The 21,520-nt window shown below is 33.9% G+C and carries 13 protein-coding genes; 2 read left to right on the forward strand and 11 right to left on the reverse strand.

The window, feature by feature from the left end; genetic code table 11:
- Nucleotides 1-4 precede the first annotated feature (4 nt).
- On the reverse strand, nt 5-1,405 hold the full coding sequence (locus QMO11_RS11635) for an RtcB family protein (RefSeq protein ID WP_282037449.1): 1,401 nt from the start codon (nt 1,403-1,405) through the stop codon (nt 5-7).
- 577 nt (nt 1,406-1,982) lie between these two features.
- The gene (locus tag QMO11_RS11640) at nt 1,983-2,996 is read right to left on the reverse strand and encodes a helix-turn-helix transcriptional regulator (RefSeq protein WP_282037450.1); all 1,014 of its coding nucleotides are present in this window, start codon (nt 2,994-2,996) and stop codon (nt 1,983-1,985) included.
- A gap of 661 nt (nt 2,997-3,657) precedes the next feature.
- On the opposite strand from QMO11_RS11640, the gene QMO11_RS11645 reads away from it, so the two are divergent.
- On the forward strand, nt 3,658-4,758 hold the full coding sequence (locus tag QMO11_RS11645) for a slipin family protein (RefSeq protein WP_282037451.1): 1,101 nt from the start codon (nt 3,658-3,660) through the stop codon (nt 4,756-4,758).
- A gap of 188 nt (nt 4,759-4,946) precedes the next feature.
- Complete coding sequence (locus QMO11_RS11650) at nt 4,947-6,110, forward strand: RtcB family protein (protein ID WP_282037452.1); 1,164 nt, start codon at nt 4,947-4,949, stop codon at nt 6,108-6,110.
- Nucleotides 6,111-6,186: 76 nt separating this feature from the next.
- On the opposite strand, the gene QMO11_RS11655 is transcribed toward QMO11_RS11650, so the two are convergent.
- The 9 genes from QMO11_RS11655 to hsdR form a co-directional block, all read right to left on the reverse strand.
- Nucleotides 6,187-7,530 (reverse strand): hypothetical protein, encoded by a 1,344-nt coding sequence (locus QMO11_RS11655; RefSeq protein WP_282037453.1) that lies wholly within the window; start codon nt 7,528-7,530, stop codon nt 6,187-6,189.
- 15 nt (nt 7,531-7,545) lie between these two features.
- Nucleotides 7,546-8,853: a PDDEXK-like family protein gene (locus QMO11_RS11660; protein WP_282037454.1), complete on the reverse strand. Its 1,308-nt coding sequence runs from the start codon at nt 8,851-8,853 to the stop codon at nt 7,546-7,548.
- Nucleotides 8,854-8,859: 6 nt separating this feature from the next.
- Nucleotides 8,860-10,017 carry a putative phage abortive infection protein gene (locus tag QMO11_RS11665; RefSeq protein ID WP_282037455.1) on the reverse strand — a complete coding sequence of 386 codons (1,158 nt, stop codon included), beginning with the start codon at nt 10,015-10,017 and terminating at the stop codon, nt 8,860-8,862.
- 61 nt (nt 10,018-10,078) lie between these two features.
- On the reverse strand, nt 10,079-13,132 hold the full coding sequence (locus tag QMO11_RS11670; RefSeq protein WP_282037456.1) for a hypothetical protein: 3,054 nt from the start codon (nt 13,130-13,132) through the stop codon (nt 10,079-10,081).
- The gene (locus tag QMO11_RS11675; RefSeq protein ID WP_282037457.1) at nt 13,132-14,358 is read right to left on the reverse strand and encodes an SIR2 family protein; all 1,227 of its coding nucleotides are present in this window, start codon (nt 14,356-14,358) and stop codon (nt 13,132-13,134) included. Before QMO11_RS11675 ends, QMO11_RS11670 begins: the two co-directional genes overlap by 1 nt.
- Before the next feature lie 28 nt (nt 14,359-14,386).
- Nucleotides 14,387-16,129: a restriction endonuclease subunit S gene (locus tag QMO11_RS11680; protein ID WP_282037458.1), complete on the reverse strand. Its 1,743-nt coding sequence runs from the start codon at nt 16,127-16,129 to the stop codon at nt 14,387-14,389.
- Nucleotides 16,129-17,565: a class I SAM-dependent DNA methyltransferase gene (locus QMO11_RS11685; RefSeq protein WP_282037459.1), complete on the reverse strand. Its 1,437-nt coding sequence runs from the start codon at nt 17,563-17,565 to the stop codon at nt 16,129-16,131. Before QMO11_RS11685 ends, QMO11_RS11680 begins: the two co-directional genes overlap by 1 nt.
- Nucleotides 17,566-17,569: 4 nt before the next feature.
- Entirely contained in the window at nt 17,570-18,451 is an 882-nt protein-coding gene (locus QMO11_RS11690) for a GIY-YIG nuclease family protein (protein ID WP_282037460.1), read from the reverse strand.
- Nucleotides 18,452-18,454: 3 nt separating this feature from the next.
- The gene (hsdR, locus tag QMO11_RS11695; RefSeq protein WP_282037461.1) at nt 18,455-20,818 is read right to left on the reverse strand and encodes an EcoAI/FtnUII family type I restriction enzme subunit R; all 2,364 of its coding nucleotides are present in this window, start codon (nt 20,816-20,818) and stop codon (nt 18,455-18,457) included.
- Nucleotides 20,819-21,520: the final 702 nt, after the last annotated feature.

Here is a 21,520-nt window from a genome sequence, read left to right on the forward strand (position 1 = left end):
CTTATTATTTATCCATTCTTACTATTTGAGGGTAAAATTTTCCCTCAATATTCACTAAATCTTTCTGATAAAGCATTACATCTTCAATATTCTTATAACTCATAGGTGCTTCATCAATACTTCCACCGATAGTAGTAATGTTATTCTGTTTTAATCTTTTTTTAAGCTCACTACCAGTGATGGATTCTTTTGCTTTTTTTCTACTCATTTTTCTACCTGCACCATGGGAGGCTGAGAAGAGAGAGCTAGAATCTCCCTTGCCAGATACTATGTATCCAGGATCAATCATGTTGGCAGGAATAATACCTAATTGTTCTTTGTTTGCTGGTGTTGCACCTTTGCGATGAACAATTAACTCCTTACCATCATGTATTTCTTTCCACGCAAAATTGTGATGGTTTTCTATTTTGGCTATGGCTTTTATGCCTAAAAATTTTGCCAGTTTGTAATGAATCACATCATGACAAGCCTTGGCATAATCTCCTGCGAGATTCATGGATAACCAATATTCTTGTCCTGCTTTAGTATTTAAATCAAGCCAAGCTAAATGCTGTGCTTTTTTGGGAAGCAAACAAGTTTTCATAGCAATTTGTGTATAATGGCTTGCAATTGCAGCTCCTAGTCCACGAGAACCTGAATGTGCCAATATTCCCACGTAATTTCCCGCAGGTATATTTAGCTGGTTATGTTCTTTTAATTCCACAATTCCTAATTCAACGAAGTGATTTCCAGAACCTGAGCTTCCTAATTGGTTTTTAGCTTTTCCATGTAATTGTTTTAATAAAGCTGTTTCATGAAACTCAGGTCTATCAAGCACTTCATGATCTTCCATTTGTTTAAACGTTTTGCCTATTCCAAAGTGCGTATTCTCTTTGAGTGCTATTTTAATATGATAGCTGTTCTTCTTGATAAACTCAGCAGGAACATCATAAATACTCAAAGACATGCGACAACCTATATCTAGTCCAATTCCGTATGGTATTACAGCGTTTTCTGTAGCTAAAACACCACCAATAGGTAAGCCATATCCAACATGAGCATCTGGCATTAAGGCCCCACTAATACTTATTGGAAGCTGCATGGCAACCTTCATTTGGTCAATAGTTTCTGGTGTTATTATTTTACTTCCATATACTTTAAATGATTTTGTTGCTTCATTTAGCTCATGTTTTAAACCAACTTCAGTTATGGTTTTACCAATAAACTCTTCTGCTAATTTCGAAAATGAACTATGGTTTATATATTCCTTAGGAGTTAAAAGTACATTCTCAAGTAACTTTAGCTTTTCTGATTTTGATAGATGCTTAAAGTCTTTTTGCATAATATCTATGGCTAAACTTTTTGCTCTATCTGATTTATAATTGATTTGTTTAAGGTCTTTGCCTTTTAACTTATAATTGCCCATTATGGTGCGATTAAAGTCTAATAATCAGTAGAGTTTAATTTTCATTTCTTTTAAATTAAGCGTGTGATTTATAAGAAAAAGACGCATTAATTCAGCATGCGGAACATGCAATTAAAATGAAAACAATTCGATGATTTCAGACGGTTATGCAGAATTGTGATATGTATAGCCGCTAACAACAAGGTTGGGAGCTAATCAAATCTATTCTGAAAAAAAATGTAATGATGAAACGAAGGGGTATAAAAAATCCCGATCGATTGGATCAGGACGAAGTATATTAAAGGGTAGAAATTGTTCTATCCTTTCCTGATCTCTTGTTTTGTATGTGTAGTAAATTCCAACATAATACTTTCCCTTTCTTTGTAAATTATACTTAGGGCGAAATGCGTTGCAAAGATAAAGTGAATTATTTCTCTATTCCAAATGTTTATTGAAAATAATATTTTTGCATATCTATTCTTCTATTAGTATATGTTTTTTTATTCCCTAAGGTGTGATGTGTAATTAATTGATTATGAGTATTAAAATGGTTTGTTTTGGCTCGATTAATAGGTGAATATTTGAATTGAAAAAAATACTAATATAAATATTGTTCACTTGCTTTTTTTAGCAAATCACCCATTTTCCTTCTTAATGAAGGAGGAGATATTACTTCTAACGCTGGACCAAAACCAAGTAATAATCGTTCTAATTCAAAATTAGGAATTAGTTTAATAGTGATGATAATTCCTTTCTCGTTTTGTTCAATTAATTCTTGTGTCCAATGGATTGGTTTGGTTAAAACGTAAGGTGCATTTTCTGAATTTATGGCTAATTTTATTATTCTTGGCACAAGACCATGATTCACCGTAACACCAATAATATTTTCATAGTAGGAGTGAGGATGAAATGTATCATCTATTTTAAACCTAATGTTCTCCATAAGTTCAAAAGACTCAATACGATCTAATGCAAAAGTGATTATGGTATCGCCTTTTGATTTTCTTCCCACCAAAAACCATCTATTATTAAATTCCTTTAGTAGGTATGGGTGAAAATATACACGCTGTGCCTTTTTTGCTTTAAACGACTGGTAATTGATACAGAGAACCTTTTGTTTTAATATGGCTTCATAAAGTCCGTTTAGGTGCTGTAATCCTTTTAACTCTTCATTTTTATCAATATGAATAATAGGGCGCGATTGATGCTGTTCTGTATGAATTTTATTCTCTAGCTTCTGAATAAGTCCGGTCATTTCTTTAAAATGGCTAAAGCCTTGAAATTGTTTTAGCATTTCAATGGCATCTGTAAGCTTAGCTAAATCTTGACCAGATAAAGGCAATTGCGTAATTGAATAATCAGGATCTTCATACGTGTAGTACTTTTTGTCTACAATAATAATAGGAGCATTATATCCCAGTTTCTCGCTTCGCATGGTTTGTATATCCAATTGAATGGTACGTTTACTAACTCCTTTATTTATACCCTCAAATTCATATAAGGCATCAGAACAAGTATTAATCAAGTCTTCCAATGTCCATTTTCTAAACTTGTTTCTTAGGCATTTGTCAATGGTAGTATATCTGATTAGGGCATTTCTATTAACAGGCATATTGTATTTTTTCAAGAAAAATAGAAAAAATATTCTACTACGCAAAAAGGTTGCGCACTAGCTTATAATCTTTGTATCGTCAAGTATGACAAAACGTTCTTTGAAAACAATTCACTTTTTGTGTGATTAAAATACTTCTTCTCTATTTGAGAAGATAAAAATATGATTAAAACAAAGTTTCAAGGCTTGATGTAAGTTTCTGTATAGCTTCATAGTGTTGGCTAGGTAAAGTTTAATATGCTACTTGATTTTTTGATTTTGATCATATCCCGATGTGTATTGGAGGTTCGAGTCCTCCTTTTGGTGAAAGCCAGAATAGCTAAAATTGGTAGAGCAACATCTCTGATTGGCATGTCTAATGACAGCAGGTTCGAATCCTGAATTTGAGTTAACTACTCACCATTTAACAGTTACAAAAAAAGTAGAAAGGCATATAACCGGTTTTGTTTTGCGAGACAAAACAATTCATAGTAAATCAGCAAGGTGATATTACCCTTATGGATAATGATTACTTCATCTGCATATTGATATTAAAGATTACCTTAAATCATTTTTAGATAAACTAATCTTTAGAAGTTCTGGTCTATCAGTTTCCATTGCTATGAATGGTTCTGCCAATCTATCTTTTTTATTAAAATTTTAAAACTTAATAATCTAGATAATGAAACGAATAAGAATTAATAAAGGAAAAGTTGGTTTAGTATTTAGAAACGGCGATTATAAAAAAGTATTAAGTGCAGGAACTTATTGGATAAGATTTACCGATAAGGTTGGCATTTGTAATATGTCTCAAGCATTTTCTTTGTCAATGGAGCTAAACATTCTGTTGGAAGACAAAGAATTGGCAAGTATGCTTCAAGTTGTAGAAGTACTTGATCATGAGTTAGTCTTGAAATATGAAAATGGTGTTTTTAATGAGGTGCTTAAACCTGGACGTTATGCATACTGGAAGGGAGTGACAAACTACACGTTTAAGAGCTTAGATTTAAGCAAAGTTGATATAACTGAGGATTTGCCAATAAATATGCTGTATAAGCCAGAAATTTTTCCTTACGTGAATATTTATCGTGTAGAATCGCACGAAAAGGGTTTATTGTTTATAGATGATAAATTTGAAAAAGAGATAGATCAGGGAGTATATTATTTTTGGAAAAACAATACGCCTGTGCTTGTTATGAAGGCAGATTTGCGTCAAACTCAATTGGAGATTTCTGGACAGGAATTATTAACAAAGGATAAAGCCGCTATTAGAATTAGCTTTTTTGCCACATATAAAGTAGTTAATGCCATAAAAGCTTTAACCGAGAATCAAGATTATAAAAAGCAATTGCACGTAACACTTCAGTTAGCCTTGCGTGAATATGTAGGTTCATTAACACTTGATGAAATTTTGGAGAGCAAAGAAAAGGTTGCTGAATTTGTAATGGATTCTGCACGAAGAAAGGCAGTAGAATATGGTGTAGAGTTAGCAGATGGTGGTATCAGAGATATCATATTACCTGGAGAAGTTCGTGAAATTATGAATCAAGTATTAGTAGCTCAAAAACGAGCTCAAGCTAATATTATCACACGTAGAGAAGAAACAGCATCTACGAGAAGTTTATTGAATACTGCAAAATTGATGGAAGACAATACTATGCTCTTTAAGTTAAAAGAAATGGAATATGTAGAGAAAATTGCAGATAAAATAAATACTATATCATTGTCAGGTGGCGGACAAGTAGTGGATCAATTAAAAGAGATATTCTCTACCGATAGATAAAAGAATGTTGTGGAGAGTAATCTTTATATCGACAATTAATATTAAAAAAGTTTCCATTATATCTGGAAAATGACACCAAAAGTATAACCCTTGTTTAATGGGAATAAGTAAAGAAATATGGTGTATTGGTTTTACATCTAGTACATCAGTCTTAATACTTTATACTTGTGTCTTGATTCTAAAAGAATATGAAAAAAGTAATATCAACAGAAAACCGACCTATAAAAATGTGGTTGGACGAAATAGAAGAGAATGCCTTAATACAGGCTAAAAACATGGCCAACCTACCCTTTGTGCATAAACATGTGGCTTTAATGCCAGATGCGCATATGGGTTACGGAATGCCCATTGGCGGAGTTTTAGCCACAAAAAGCGTAATTATTCCCAATGCTGTGGGTGTAGATATTGGTTGTGGTATGTGCGCCATGAAAACCAATATTGAAGATGCCGATACGGATACTTTAAAGCAAATAATGCATCAAATCCGAAAGTTAGTTCCGGTTGGTTTTAATTGGCATAAGCAAGCGCAAGATGAAAAATATATGCCTAAGTATGATGCGATACCAATGGTAGTGGAGCGACATTTAGATAAGGCAAAAATGCAAATTGGATCTTTAGGAGGCGGAAACCATTTTATTGAGATTCAACATGGATCCGACGGCTGCATATGGGTGATGATACATTCGGGAAGTAGAAACCTAGGGAATCAAGTGGCTCAATTTTATAACCAAAAAGCGAAAGCTCTAAACGAACGTTGGCATTCTTCTGTTCCTGCAGCTTATGATTTGGCTTTTTTGCCCATTGAAACTAAAGAAGCACGAGCATATATAAATGAAATGAATTATTGTGTCGATTTTGCCTTTACGAATCGATGCGTAATGATGGAACGAGTCAAGAATGCTTTTCAATCGGTATTTAAAGGAGCTGTTCAGTTTGATGATTTGATAAACATAGCACACAACTATGCTGCTTGGGAAAATCACTTTGGCGAAGATGTATTAGTTCAAAGAAAAGGTGCTACTCGTGCGCGTATTGGTGAATTAGGAATTATTCCGGGTTCTCAAGGTACAAAATCATATATAGTGGAAGGCCTAGGGAATCCTGAGAGTTTTGAATCGTGCTCCCATGGAGCGGGTCGTCTTATGGGACGAAAACAAGCCCAACGAGAATTAGATTTGGAAACGGAAATTAAGCGATTGAACGATAAAGGCATTGTGCACGGTATTAGAAATAAGAAGGATTTAGATGAAGCTTCTGGTGCCTACAAGGATATTGATACCGTAATGGCCAATCAACAAGATTTAGTAAAAGTAAAAGTGGAGTTGGAGCCATTGGCTGTGGTGAAGGGGTAGACAAGAGAGGATACAAGATAAGGATAGGACAATTCATCACTTTTTGTATCCTCTACTAAAACGAAAGGTATTTGAATTAGTTATCATCGCCTAGGTACTTCAAAAATGTATCCTTCCAATTTTTAAACCTATCATGGTCAGTATCTTTTTTTGTTGTGTGATTTATGGCTTTAAATATTATATCACTATCTATATGGCCTTCTTTATAGGATTTCTTGTATTTATTACGTCCATATTCAATGATGAAATTAATAGATTTTTCAACTCTATAATATTGTTCTTCTATGGATATTGTGTTATCAACAATCCATAAGTAGTTGGCATGTGACACTAGTAATTCCCAACAGTAATACCTTTGGTTTTCGCCATCAATTGTAAATAGAAATCCGAATTTAGGGTTTAGAGTAAATTTAATCCTATGGTCTGCACTTTGCATTTTACCAGAAAGGAATAGTAATTGCGTTCTGTTACCGGAATGCTTGCTAGGCTTGAGAAGAATATCTATGATCTCTGTTTCAGAATCAAAAATTATTCTAGCTTTTTTATCTTCTTTTTTAAAGATATCTATGATCTCAGGAATTGTGTAAAGTTTCTTCTCTTTGTCATTATCATTAGTAATATCTAGTATTTCGTTTATTTGAAGTTCTCTTACAGATTCTAGTATTGATTTTTTTATTTGTTGAATATCATCTGATTTATTATCATAAACATCAATAACTATATTGTTTTTATACTGTATAGTGCCGTTAAAGTTAAAGTATTTATCTCTGAATATTTTGTAGAAGTAGTATTTGATGTAATCAAGTTCTGGTCCAATTTCCAGATTTTCAATAAATACTTCATGTTTAATTACCTGATTATTATTTGTAGTGAATTTAGTAATGATTACCCCTCCTTCAATAAAGGTAGCATCACTATACTTTAGTCTAGCTTCATAAGACTCAGTCCATTCTCTATCAATGTTGGTCTGATTAATATTTGAAGGAGATGGCGTAATGTTATTTTTTTTATTTTCCTCTGCGACTGTTGTATTATTAGAATTCTCTACTTCTGTTTTACTTGATTGCATACGAATAGGCAGATTATCTGCTATTTCCCTCAAACTATCTTCCTTATAACTACCTAAGTATTGTTCAAGTTTATTCCAGTCTAGTTTATTAAATACAATTCGAACTACCTTACCTTTTACTGTTTGGCTGTTAAACTGCTCAATATTATCATGTTTGTAGTTAATAACATCTAGAAAAATAGTAAAGGTAGAAGTATCATAAGTTACTTTTACTCTCCAAAATATATTAGGACGGGTACTAAATAAATGTACTCTGTTAGCAAGGTTTGATTCTGTAAGTTGAATACTAAAATCGGGGCTAATAAATATTCTTTTGCCTTCAAGTCTGATTATTCTTTCGTTAGAGTTCATGTTGTTGTCAGATTATTATAGTTCATTAATTAACCCTTTTACCTCCTCCCAAGTATCTTCAACATATTGCTTGTTTTTTACCTTATCTATTAAATCAAATGCCAAGGGCTGATTGAAGTCATTAAAGTGAATATCCTTATCGAACTTTTTATAAAGTGGCATCTTTTGTCCTTTACTAAAGAGGCTTTTCTTACTTAGGAGTTGCTCAATAGTTATTTTTTGTGTTTCGTTTAGTTCATTGCTACTATCAATACCAAAATGAAATTTAGTATAATCAGTAAAGCGAATTGATATCTCAATTCCATTATGGGTTTTAAAGTTAAGGTAACATCTTTGCTTCTCTTTTTGACCCTTTCGGTATACCTCAAAGTGCGTTAATTCTGCAATAACATGCTTTGATCTTTTGTTTTCAGTAAAGCCTTTTGTAATTGTATAGCCACTTTCTGTAATTTTGGAACTTAACCTTGTCCAAAAGTCGTTTACCGCATGCCACTTAACATGTTTAAAGTTTTGAATAAATTTATATGTGGCTGTCATATTCTCGTTTGACTCACCAATTAAATTGCGATAAGCTATTCGTTCCTCTTCAGAAGTATTATCAATCGTCATCTTTTTAATGAGTTTTATGTATTGTACAATGGATTCACGAAGGAAGGGGGCTCTAGATGTAAGAGTAAGGCATTGTTCAAGCCATGAAATGATTAAATGCTGATAGCTACATAGGATAATATCTTTTTTAGCATAATATTTACCTACACTATTTTTGCTAGGTTCATAGCCATCAAGGGTTAAATAAACAACAGCTATGTTATCAAGAGGAATCAGCTCTTTTGTAACAACGTGGTCTATATATCGCTCTAATTGTTTTCCACCACCGCCATTGCTATCTCCTGCGTAAATTTTATTTTCTATAATGACACATTGCTTTAACTTACGATCAATAATCAGTATATCAATATTGTTATTTTCTTTTTTATCTTCTTCGGTGGGGTATACAAGGGTATTTGCACTTAATTTAAATTGATGCAAGGGTGCGTTAGTTCGTTCTTCAATGGATTCTTCTATTTCAGAATCTTTATCGGAAGTATTAGTATCCATAACAATGCCCGAATGATTAAGCTCCTTTAAAAAGAGCTCAATAAACTTATGCTCTAATCCATGCGTGCCCTTTGGTTGAAGCAATACGGAAATGAAGCGGGAGTGAAGCCTTCTTTCATCATGGTCTTTGTGCAAGGCACTAAATATGTTAAACTTTTCTTCTCGGTCAGCAAGCATTTGATATTCCTTGCAAATAATAAAGAGTTGTTTAATGAGATGCTCCATAAATTCTTAGCTAGGATTAATTTCTATTAATTCAAAAAGATCATCGTTATCATTACCTTTTTCTGAACGTAAATCTTTACGACTTAACTCTTCGATTGAACCATTTTCTAACTCGTTTCTTACTTCTGATAATAGTCTTTCAGGAAATATATTATGAATCATTCTAAAGTCCGTAAAAAAACGGTTACCAGTTCTTGTTTCTTGTGAGCTTTTCTTTAGTAGAATTACACCAAGTCTAGGACATTTTAATAATTCTTTATTATTGATAGGAATATTGTCTTGTCGTTTGAACTCTTTTTTGAGAGATTCTAAATTATCAGTACAACATTTTGTCATATTAGGATTATTTCTTTCCCAATTTTCAATTACATCAAGTCCATCTTTTTTATTAGGTTCTTCCCATTGCGAACCAAAGTCAGCATACCAATTATAAAAAAGCATTATTTGCTCATCTGTGGATAACTGAGCACGCAATACACGAAGGTATTCCCGTTTATCTTCATAACTAATTATACCTTCAGATTCATCTTGGTTAGCTATAAATTTAACTGTTTGATATAAATGCCTTATGTATACAGCGATCTCCGTATTTTGTGATTTATACGTCTGAAATTTAAAATCAATATTGCAGGTTAGTTCATCATTAAGATTGATTCTAAAGTTTTTACTTTTGTACTCTTTTATCCCATTAAAAAGAATTTCATAAGCTAATTTCATTTTCTGTTTAACATTATGATGCTGTAATTCATTATATATATAATGCAAATCATCTTTTATAAGGGTAAAATATTGTTTGCCTACAACATCTATATGTCCTTCTCTTCGATAAATTAATTCTTTTACATTTTCACGGTGTAATTTTAACATCGTATAAAATTGGTCTTCTATTTTTCTACGTTCTTGATCCTTTATTATTGAAGCATTAGCTAACATCTGGGCTTTAAACGCCCAATACGTTATAATAATTATACCAATAGTCAATATTGGTGTTGTAATAAGATATACTGCATTTAGACCAGTTGTTGTATATGTATTATCAGATGTGCTAGGAAAGAAATCGTAGTTTCTGCCAATTAGGTAAATTGCAATCGCAGTAAATATACTCCCTATTATACTTATAGTGATTAGAATTATATTTGTTCTTTTTGTTTTAAGCTCTTCCATCACACAAAAACCTCCCTTAAACAACTCTGCATTATATCCTCTATTTGCCTGGTATTATCTTTCATTTAATCTTCTCAGCTAATTTTGTAAAATATTCTTCCAATCTATCATCACCTCGACTAATGAATGCCTTACTTATTTCAAGTATTTTATCTTTATGACCTTCCATATCTGCTTTATCCATTATAAAATCCCAAATATCAATGGTATAGGTGTAAATAGATGTGTTTATTAAATCTTCATATAAATTTTCATATATACGTAATAACATATTGGCATATTCAGAGGAGTCATCGATCTTAATATATTCTACAAGGTTGAATAAAAACCAATGATTATGATTTCCAATTGGTACATTTTTAGCAATAGAAAGTAGAGAACTAATTATATCAACATTAAGTTTTTTAAATAAGGTTATCAGGTGAAACATTAAATAAAGCGTTTTAATATCTTTATCTTCGTCACTAATAATTAATTTATTAGTGACAAAGGAAATTAGCTTTGTTAATTTATTTTCAAGTTTACTTTGTTCTTCACCCTGAAGAGATTTTAACGATTCCTCATACCTTAAAATTGCTGCAACTAATTCTGTTTTATCATTACCAGGTGTTGAGTAATATAAATCGATAAGACCACCATTTTCTAAGTCTATCGTATCATTGTAGTATAATCTGAATAAATGATTGCCAATTCCATGACCTCCTGAAATACTATAGTTAATGTTGTTTTTTATTAAATACTCATAGCTTGGTCTGATAGCTTCGTAACCAACTATGCCTGTAACAGGGTTAACAGGTAAATGGCCTCCAAAAAATGCTTTCCAAGCTCCCGAACCAATTTCTAATGATTGAAATTTAATTAAGGTCCAATCTTTATCAAGCCATAAGAAGTTATTAAAATATCTTCCTAATATGGTTAGGCAAGAATCATTCTTATTAGCAATAGCATTATTAAAATATTGCTTGTATTGCCATTTTTCATTCTGATTAGCATAATCTCTCCCTTCTCTTAACGATAACTCTAATACCAATTCATAAAACATTCCTTGTGGATTATTTATGGCGAACATGATATAACTATCCTTATTTCGATCATCTTTATAATGTTCGGGTTTGAGGAAAGTATGACTTAGCCTCAGCAACTCACTTACTTTATCTAAATCAGTTTTTTTAAATTTGATAGTATTATTTGATACAAGTTTTTTTAGCAACCTAAAAATTTCTCTAACAATAGATTCTCCCGGCTTACGTCTAAAATAGTCTTCTCCCTCTTGTTTTTCATAGGTAAAACTAGGAGCATTTAAATATTCATAATAAAAATCTAATATTCTAAGAATATAGGCATTATAATTATCTGAAACTTTATTTTGTAGTGCATCTGTTAGTGCATATACATAGGTGTTATTAACTGACTTAAATAATTCTATTTCTTTTATGTATTTAATAGGATTATTTATTATTACTTCTTTTAATACCTGTGATAAGCCTTCTTCATCAGGACCAGTAAAGTCACTTTCATCCTTTTTATATGTTAAAAGGTAATTAACCGTATCGTTAACCGTTTTTTGCTCTAACTCTTTGATTTTTATCGGAGACTGAGATCCTGTTATAGTTACAATGCCTGTTGGTCTCCAAACAAAATCTTTCCCTTTATTGATTTTCTGCTTAAGCTCATTGTACTTAGGTTTGTATTTTTTTTGCTGTTGTAATAGCGAGTACCACTTAAGTTGCCAATACATTTTAACCTGATTGTAATTATCTCTATCCTTGGTACGAGGACCAACTTCTATTACATCAACAAAATTCGCAATTTCTGAAGTAGATAGGTTCTCTTTATTATTATCCAGTAAATAAAAAGAGTCATCGTCATACTTATAGCTTGATAGGAAATTATACTTTTCAATATTCGACCAAAATAACTTGCGGTGTTTACCGTAATTATTACAGATTAATGATAATGCTGCTCGTTTAAAGAAAGGAAAGAAGTATTTGTCACCTAACAACTCCTCAATGAATAGCTGCCTATTTTTTTCGTCTTTTTCGTAAATGAGTTCGATTAACCTTACCACAATTTTCAAAATGTCCGTAAGGTCATCACTGCTAAAACGTTCCTTGTCTCTGAAGAATTTATAGCTACTAATGTAGTAACTTTCGAGGTATAGTCTTTTAAAGGGAGCTGTTATTTCGTTTTGGCTGTTTCCAATAAAACCATGAAGTTTTACTTTTTCTAAATCAAGTCTTGAAAAACCTTCTGTAACTGCAAAAAATACTTGTTCCTGCGTTTTTAAATTGTAATCTCTAATTTCAAAATTGAAAGATTCTGTTCCTGAAACATAAATCTTAAAACTAAACTGATCAGTAAATCCTACTTTGAAACTATATTCATCTTGCCCTATATCAAATTTTATTTCGGTTCCATCTTTTAACTCCTGCATTTGAGGAAGTAAAATCCTCATTAGCTGGGTATGTATGGTTTTAATAACACTAATATCATATGCAGATAAATACTCCTTAGTTAGAGTATATTCTAAACTAGAACTATCGAAAGTAGTTTTAGAAACGGAGCCTAATGTTGAATTTTTATAAGTTTTAAATTGAAATATTTTACTAATAAATAATTCTATCTTCTTTGGTGCACCTGAGTTTAATATTGCTGGTAATAGTTCCGTTATTAATATATGATCATTTATAGGGTTATTGCTTGACTTTGCTTCTAGATTATCTAGGTGTTTCTTTAGCAATTCAAACTCAACCATACTTGTAGGGAGTAATGATAGGATTTTATTAAGCCGATAATCTACCCAATAATTAATATAATTTGAGTTAACTATGTCAGCTACAATTTTGATTAAATCAGTTATGTATATATTGCTAGGTGAGGCTTTAAAATTAGTTGTCAACTCTTCGATATATAATAACTGTGCCCATGCTATGTTTTCTCCTTGTTTGGCAGCTGAAGTATCTTTAATTGGATATTTATTTATATCGAAGAACCCTTCATTATATAAAGGTTGAAACCATTTAATATCCTTTACTTTTCTAAAAAAGTAATTCCTTTGTGTTTCGTCTTTACTAAGAATTGAAAATATTTTTTGTTCTTTTTTTGATAGTGTCATTACAAAATATCGTTTAGTAGGTTACGGTCATCAAAGAAATCACTTCCTTTTTCCTCCTTAATTATTCTGTGCCAGTTTTCTATTACATCAGATAGCCTGTTATAGCCATTAAAATCAATGTAATATGGTACCAATTCAATATTTAGTTCTTTAAAAGCCTTTTGTTTAATATTTAGCGTGTGCACGTCTGAATGAAATGTAGGGTATAAGCTATAGTGCTTTTTTGATTCTGTACTATCATCAAAATTTATTATTGATTCCAAAATTGTAAATTCACTTAATCCATACCCTATAAATAAAACTGTTTTATCTTGGAATATTTTCCGCAATACATTCTTCACCTCTGAATTACCATTAAAATAGGTCTTAAGGTAATCTTTTGTCGTAAAAATAGAATTCTCTACATCATCAACTATTCCGTGAAGAAATACAACATCACTTTTTTCGTCAATGGTATTTTCTTTAGTATTTACATTTATTACGGCTGCTGAATTTAAGTGCTTATTAAAGGCTTCATCAAATGTGATATTATCAACGGTTGAACTACTTGCTACCTCTTTATTAATATCAGGATTTTTTGTATCTCTTTTTGCCAGAGCATTTAAAATTTCAACATCAATATTGGTTGTTAATAATTGCCATCCAAATTCCTTTTTAACAAGTAAATCGTATATGTTTTGATTATCCTTAAGCCCCTTTTTATCAAATAAAACTTTGTAAAAATTCTTGCCAACTTCTTTAGTTCGCGGACAAAAATTTTCAAAGATTGTTAAAACCTCTTTAGGGTCTGATATTTGAAAAAGTCTATCTTTCTCAAAATTATTAATATACCCCTCGGTGCTTAAAAGATTTATAGCTTTATTTGCCAAGTCTTGCCAAGATGGATAATCTAAAGGTTTAGATTTAGATGCTCCTGCACCAATAAACAGAACAACATCTTCATTTTTTATAGCTTCTTTTAAGTCAGAAGGAATTTCTAGATCATCATTAATTGTTAGTATTTCACAGATTTCAGAATGTATGTTAGCATCTAAACCATCAATTGCACTTAGTTTCTCTTTTAATTTCCCTCTTGACGTGATTTCCTCTCTAAGAAAAAATAACTTTGTCCCTCTGTCTTTATAAGATTCTTGAAAAACAGTATGCTCGAAAACTTCATATACAGCAGAATTATCTATTTTCTGTTTCAATTCAAAGAGTTCTCCTTTAAAAACGGATCTGCGCATTATAATAGGTTATTATATAAATTTAGTATTAAATTATAGGTTCAAAAACCTCCCTCAAGCAACTCTGCATTAAATCCTCAACCTGTTGGGTGTTTTGTGCAATCTCTTGCTCCAATTGGTCGCATAAGGCCATGAGGCTGTTTGTTTTGGCTACTATGGCATTCATCTCAATAGTTGATGGCAATGGGATAAGGGTTGCCTTAACTTTTCCAACATTTAAATTCGGTTGTGCTCCACCTTCAGCGAGTAGCCTTATTTCATGATAAAATTTTTGGAAATAATACTTTAGATACTGTTTTGTGTTTTTTGATGACTCAAAGAACACCATTGCAGCAATAGCTTGATTTGTTGCTCCTGCAGTTATAAGTTCGCTTATTTGTCCACGTGTCTTTCCTTGGCCATACATTGCTATTATTAAACTACCCGTTGGGAAGATTTTACAGTTTGTTTCATCAAGTGCCTTTTGGGTTATCATAACATCTTGAACCTTTGCATATTCATCGTTTGTGGCAGAGCTCGTATACCATGGGATATTTCCTCCTTCATAATAAGTTAAATTGCTTTTAGCAGGTGTTGAACCTGTTCCTACATCTACTAGTTCTGTAAGTCTACACCAAACCCAACCATCAGGCAATTCATAAGGCATCTCCTCTGCAGTAATCTCAGGTAAAGGTTTTTCTTTTTTAATCTTTTTATCCTTAATAAGCTGTGCTTTTTCGGCTTTAATTTTCTCGAGAAGGAGTGATGCTGGTTCTATCTCAGTATTTTGAGTACGCCAATGAGTAGTTAGTTTGCCTTGCACTGCCAATTGCAGTATGGTTTCGCGTAGTTTTTTAACAGCTGCTTTACTGGTAAAAAAGGTTTTAAAGTGTGGTTTTAAAAAGTCCCATTGTTGCGATGTTCCGTTTTGGTTTTGTGCACCAGTAGCCTCGGTTAACTGACGCAATGCCGACGTAACAAAATCTTCTTTTAACTGAACACGTGCTTGGGTTTGTTTTTCTAGTGCTTCAACTTCCTTAAATAGTTGGTTAACTTTGGAAACAATGGCTTTTTGTTCTTCGAGGGGAGGGATTGGGAGTAGGAACGATTTTATTTTTCTTAATACTAGATTCTTGTTTCCAACACCTTCAGTACCATCTGAAGATTGTTTTTTAATAAAGGGTGAATTAATACAATGTTCAATAAAATAAGGATATAGATATGATTTGACAATTTTTAAAAGAGCAACACTTACAAAAATGCTAAAATCGTGCTTCACATCAATTACCTTTGCAATACCTGTAGTGCCAATCTTAGTAAGTAAAATGTCCTCGAATTCAGGATTACACCGTTTTATTAGTTCTTTATGAGTTACTTCTGATATGAATTTAGTGTTAGAAAAATCAATACCTCCTTTGCTTAAATTCTTGACTGATAAAAAAGGAACCCCACTATCAATATATTTTGGAGTATGATGTGCTCCATCTGTAATAATAAAGCAGATATTTTGCATTTTGCTCCAGCACCAACTATCAGGCAATTCAAAAGGAGTTTCATCTTCTGTAATTTCAGGGAGTGCTTTTTCCTTCTTTATCTTTTTATCTTTTATAAGCTGCGCTTTTTCCTCTTTTATCTTCTCCAATAACACAGAAGCAGGCTCCACATTAGAGTTTTGCTCACGCCATTTCTGCGTTAGCTTACCTTGTATGGCCAATTGCAATATCAGCCCCTTTAATTCTTTGGTATTCTTAGGGTGAATGGTGAGTTCTTTAAAGTGTTCTAATAGCTGCATTATTTAAGGGCTTCGGTAAGTACATTAATAATTTCGTTTTGGATAGATGCAATCTGTGCATTACTGGTATTGAATTGTTCCAGTATTTCTTCAGGACTGGCCAAATTGTCGCTTTCCTGGTGTGGGTTTTTCACATCCAGATTAAAATTGCGGCTTTTTATTTCTTCGGCAGATACCTTCCAGGCATGTTTGCTGTACTTTTCGTTCTCACGATCTGTCCACCAAGCTTTTTCTAAATCAAACTCTTTAATATTAATAGGTTTACCCTTGTTGTAGCTTTTTACGCCGTTGGGGTATGGGTGTTCAAAGTACCAAATATCCTTGGTTGGTGTGCCTTTCTCAAAAAATAAGAGATTGGTTTTAATACCTGTGTAAGGATTAAATACGCCATTGGGTAAACGAACAATGGTATGCAGATTACAGCGCTCCATCAGTTCTTCCTTAATGCGTGTTTTTACACCTTCGCCAAACAGGGTGCCATCGGGCAATACCACGGCACAACGTCCGCCATCTTTTAGTAAACGGATAATAAGCGCCAGAAACAAATCGGCTGTTTCTTTGGTACGGAACTTTTGTGGGAAGTTGGTTTCTGTGCCGTCTTCCTCTACTCCTCCAAAGGGCGGATTGGTGAGTACAATATCTAGTTTATCCTTGCTGCCCCAATCGCTGTAGGGTTTACTCAGTAGGTTATCGCGGCGTACTGCAGGCACATCAAAACCATGCAACATTAAGTTGGTGGTACACAATAAATGCGGTAGTGGTTTTTTCTCTACCCCGTTAATAGATTTATGAAACACCTTGCGTTCTTCGGGTGTGTTTACCTGCTCTTTTAAATGCTCAATGCTACAGGTTAAAAATCCGCCTGTACCACAAGCCGGATCAAGAATACTTTCGCCCAACTGTGGGTTGGTAATATCTACCATAAACTGTGTTACAGCACGTGGTGTATAGTACTCGCCCGACGAACCTGCCGATTGCAGTTCCTTAAGTATGGTTTCGTAAATATCGTTAAACAAGTGGCGATCTTGCGTATTGTTGAAATCAATTTTGTTAATCTCATTAATTACCTGACGGAAAAGCGTTCCGTTTTTCATGTAATTGTAGGTATCCTCAAATACCGAACGTATAATTTTTGCCTGTGGGCTAATGCTAATGTCCATTTCCTTAAGGGCAGGGAACATGTTGTTGTTCACAAAATCCATCAGTTGGTCGCCTGTTAGGCCTTCGTCATCAGCTGCCCAAGCTTCCCATTTGTAATTATCGGGTAGGGGACTCTCGTAATCGTCGATGGTAATTTCCCATTCTTCCTCTTTATCAGAGAAAATTTTCATAAAAAGCATCCATACCATTTGCGATATGCGCTGCGCGTCTCCGTCTACTCCTGTGTCTTTCCGCATAATATCGCGGATGGCTTTTATGTTTGTTGTAATGCTCATCTATTTAGTTTATTAAATCTTCTTCAACTTGTTTTAGTGTCTTTCCGTCAGTGTTTTTCCAACACTCCTGGCCATTTCTCGCCGTACCTGCAATTAAGCATGCTGCATACGATGGAGAGCTCATTAGAACATCCTTTTGCAAGATGTATAGGTCGTTTTGCTTCAGTATAATTCCTTCTTTAATTAGTTGGTCTCGTTTGGTTTTAATTTTAGGAGGAAAGCTCTTATTTTCTTGCAATAAAGCACCAGATCCTTTTAAAAGCAAAAAGCCTTCATCAACTTGTTTTCCCATGGCTGTTGCATTCTTAACAGTAAAGCTAAGTTCTTGCTCACCATTGGAGGCTTCTTCTTCATTATTTAGGATAGGACAATTAGTGCCTTGCGATAGTTTTTCTAATAATGGATGACCTAAAGTACCCAGTACAAGCTTAATGTTATGAAGGTACTCTTCCATTGCAGCTTTCTCGGAACGAGGTAAGGCCGATTGAGGAGGAGTATTTGCATTTGCCAAAGCATACCTATCTGCATCCAAGGTAATTTCGGTTAGGCGTGATTCTAAATATTTAATGTGCCCTTTGGTAAGGTTTTCATCTTTACTTGAAAAGAATATTACCTCGCTCCAAAAGTCTTTATTGCGTAGGTGCGATGTTAAACGTTCATACACATTCTCCGACTCGCCAATATATACCGTATTTTTACCATCAGTGGCATGTTGTTCTAATAAAAAGTAAACTCCTGGGCGTTGAGATTCGTCCCATTTTTTTAGTTCCGAAAACTTGCTTCTAGGGCATGCCACCGCTTGTCCCGACCAATTTACAATTTCAACATGTCTAAGTCCGCTTGCTGAATTATCAGCAAGAAATATTTTTATTGATTTTCCGTACATATTTTATGCGGTTCCGTATAGTTCGTTTTCTAACTCTTTAATGGCACTTTCAAAATCTTTCTTCTTACCAAAGGCTTTTACCAACTCTACAGGGCCACCCAATTGATTTAGTGGTTGTACTTTTAAAACAGAGCCTGTTTCTATGGAAACAATGCCTTCGCTCTCGTATTTATCCAATAAACTATGTATTACCTTTTGTGCCAATTCGCTGTATTTACCAAAGTAATTGCGTTTTCGCACCATATTGGCTCGCTCTTTACGTGTTAATGGAGGCTGATCGAAGGCCACATGGCAAATGAGGTCGAAGGCATCAAAATCTCTACCAACTTCTTCTTTTAAGGCTTCGAGCAAGATGCCGTGTTCTGCTAATTCGGCAAACAGCTCTTCTTTCTTCTCTGTTTGGTTCCATTTTCTAATGAAATCATCCATCGAAGTATATTCCTTTGATAAGTTATTTTTGGTATAATCTTTTAATGATTCAGTAATGAGCTTACCATCGGCACCATAATATTGCACACGCTCGTTAACCACCGAAACCTGCACATTTTTAACGTGGTACTTCTTGGGTTTATCTTCATCTATATTAATGTCAATATCAGGTGGTGTAAAGTCATCGGGATTGTCAAATTTAGCACCGTTTGCACCTCCAGCTGTTTCCTCTTCGGGAGGAATAGGGTCTTCGCCCGATGCAGGTTCGTATATTTGCACTGGATCACCATCAAAATCAGGATCGGCAAACAGATTGGTAGCTTTACGAAAATCCATAATGGTAAAATATACTTTTCCATCTGCTTCTCGAATTCGTGTACCACGCCCTACAATCTGTTTAAATTCCGTCATAGAACCAATATTGGCCTCCAATACCACAAATTTTACCATTTTGGTATCAATACCAGTGGTAAGCATTTTAGAGGTAGTGGCAATAACTGGGAAACGCTCTTCAACATCGGTAAAATTATCCAATTCGCGCTTGCCTACTTCATCATCGCCTGTAATCTTTACGCAATAGTTGGGGTGTTTAGCCACCAAATCGGCGTTGGCATTTATTAATGCCTGTCGCATGCGGTGTGCATGGTCAATATCAATACAGAATACAATGGTTTTAGCAAAGCGATCGGTAGCTTTTAGGTATTCGGTAATTTTTTGTGCCACTACCTTTGTGCGGTTGTCTATTACCAAGGTTCTATCGTAATCCTTTAAATTGTAAATGCGGTCTTCAACTTCATAGCCATATTTATCTCGAAGCCCCTTTGTCGGTCGCCACTCGTCATCTAAATTAGTTGAAATACGAACCACCTTGTAAGGAGCCAAGAAACCATCTTCGATACCTTGCTTTAAAGAATAGGTATATACAGGCTCGCCAAAGTACGCCATGTTCGATACATCTTTGGTCTCTTTGGGCGTGGCGGTTAAACCTATTTGCGTGGCCGCACTAAAATAATCTAAGACTTCGCGCCAAGCTGATGCTTCAGAAGCCGAACCTCGGTGACACTCATCAATAATGATTAGGTCGAAGAAGTCGGGAGAAAACTCTTTGTAAGCATTCTGCGATTCCTCGGTGCCTGTTAATCCTTGATAAAGGGCAAAGTATATTTGATAGGATTTATCTATTTTTCGGTTTTTGATAATGTGCATAATGTCATTACCAAATGGGGAGAAGTCCCCATTTTTTGTTTGTGTTAATAGGGCATTTCTATCGGCTAAAAACAGAATTCGTTTTTTAATACCTGATTTCCATAAACGCCATATGATATTAAAAGCGGTGTAGGTTTTTCCTGTACCAGTGGCCATTACTAATATACAACGATCTTGTCCTTTGGCAACTGCTTCAACAGTTCGGTTAATGGCATTTTGCTGATAATATCGTGGCGACATCCCACTTTCATCGGCAAAATAATCCTGTTCTACAATTTCTTTACTGGCGGGTTCTACAACACCTTGATAACTAAGATACTTTTGCCAGAGAGTTTCGGGAGATGGAAACGCATCTAAGCTTATTTCTGTTTCTAGTTCTCCGTTAGTTGCTGATTTATCGTGGAATACAAACGAATCGCCATTTGACGTAAAAACAAAGGGGATTTGCAGTATCTCGGCATATTCTAAAGCTTGCTGCATGCCTGCACCCACAGGTTTTTTATTGTCTTTTGCTTCAATAATAGCAATGGGTACATTGGGCTTGTAATACAGGATATAATCGGCTCTCTTTCTTTTACCACGTGCATGCAATTTCCCCTGAACAATAATGCGTCCATCGGTAAATGATACCTCTTCGCGTACCTGTTTGCGCATGTTCCAACCTGCTTTTTGTATGGCCGGATTGATGAACTTGGTACATATGTCTCTTTCAGAAAGTTGCTTTTTGTTCATTTTGCACTGTGTTGGTAAAAATCGGATGTGAAAATACTAAAATGGAAGCTTATTTATATGGTAAAAGCCAAATAAAGGAAGATAAAAGCAAATACGATTGTTAGGATTGTATAAATGGAGGTATATATAAAGTACTTTTGGGTTATATTAGCTATTTTGTGCTAAAGTTTAATATTATATAAGTATGACTTTATATCATAAGTATCAGCACGTGTTTGGTTAGGTATTCATCAATACTTAACAGAAAATGAAACATTTTGAAGAGGATTACCCTCTTAGACTAAACGTAAAAACAAAGAAAAATTTCCGTCTTAAGAAAGCATTTGGATGTTACTATCCAGGAGTAGTTGATATTCCACAAAAGTTCAATAATGTAAGAATCTCAAGGATTCAGAATTTTATTGAAGTGGGAGGATGTTGCTATTGCTTTCCTCATGGAAGAGAGACTATTAATTCTACGATGTCAAAGAGACGAAATAGAAACTGGAAAAGATTTAGAAAAACAAGATGGAAGTGAGATTATAAGGCATCAGTATTGGTGCCTTATTTGTTTTTAATGGTCGTGTTCAAAAATAAAACATTTGATTTTTTATTGGCAAATAAGTAGTTCGTTGTAGTTTTACTTGTTCACAGGTTCACAAGTTCACAGGTTCACAAGTTCACAGGTTCACAAGTTCACAGGTTCACAAGTTCACAGGTTCA

It is taken from the genome of Saccharicrinis aurantiacus (genome assembly GCF_947489045.1).
Taxonomy (GTDB): domain Bacteria; phylum Bacteroidota; class Bacteroidia; order Bacteroidales; family Marinilabiliaceae; genus Saccharicrinis; species Saccharicrinis aurantiacus.

Excerpts from the sequence above, each read along its gene's own strand:
- QMO11_RS11635 (WP_282037449.1), bottom strand. The coding sequence starts at position 1,405 with ATGGGCAATTATAAGTTAAAAGGCAAAGACCTTAAACAAATCAATTAT.
- QMO11_RS11640 (WP_282037450.1), bottom strand. The coding sequence starts at position 2,996 with ATGCCTGTTAATAGAAATGCCCTAATCAGATATACTACCATTGACAAA.
- QMO11_RS11645 (WP_282037451.1), top strand. The coding sequence starts at position 3,658 with ATGAAACGAATAAGAATTAATAAAGGAAAAGTTGGTTTAGTATTTAGA.
- QMO11_RS11650 (WP_282037452.1), top strand. The coding sequence starts at position 4,947 with ATGAAAAAAGTAATATCAACAGAAAACCGACCTATAAAAATGTGGTTG.
- QMO11_RS11655 (WP_282037453.1), bottom strand. The coding sequence starts at position 7,530 with ATGAACTCTAACGAAAGAATAATCAGACTTGAAGGCAAAAGAATATTT.
- QMO11_RS11660 (WP_282037454.1), bottom strand. The coding sequence starts at position 8,853 with ATGGAGCATCTCATTAAACAACTCTTTATTATTTGCAAGGAATATCAA.
- QMO11_RS11665 (WP_282037455.1), bottom strand. The coding sequence starts at position 10,017 with ATGGAAGAGCTTAAAACAAAAAGAACAAATATAATTCTAATCACTATA.
- QMO11_RS11670 (WP_282037456.1), bottom strand. The coding sequence starts at position 13,132 with ATGACACTATCAAAAAAAGAACAAAAAATATTTTCAATTCTTAGTAAA.
- QMO11_RS11675 (WP_282037457.1), bottom strand. The coding sequence starts at position 14,358 with ATGCGCAGATCCGTTTTTAAAGGAGAACTCTTTGAATTGAAACAGAAA.
- QMO11_RS11680 (WP_282037458.1), bottom strand. The coding sequence starts at position 16,129 with ATGCAGCTATTAGAACACTTTAAAGAACTCACCATTCACCCTAAGAAT.
- QMO11_RS11685 (WP_282037459.1), bottom strand. The coding sequence starts at position 17,565 with ATGAGCATTACAACAAACATAAAAGCCATCCGCGATATTATGCGGAAA.
- QMO11_RS11690 (WP_282037460.1), bottom strand. The coding sequence starts at position 18,451 with ATGTACGGAAAATCAATAAAAATATTTCTTGCTGATAATTCAGCAAGC.
- hsdR (WP_282037461.1), bottom strand. The coding sequence starts at position 20,818 with ATGAACAAAAAGCAACTTTCTGAAAGAGACATATGTACCAAGTTCATC.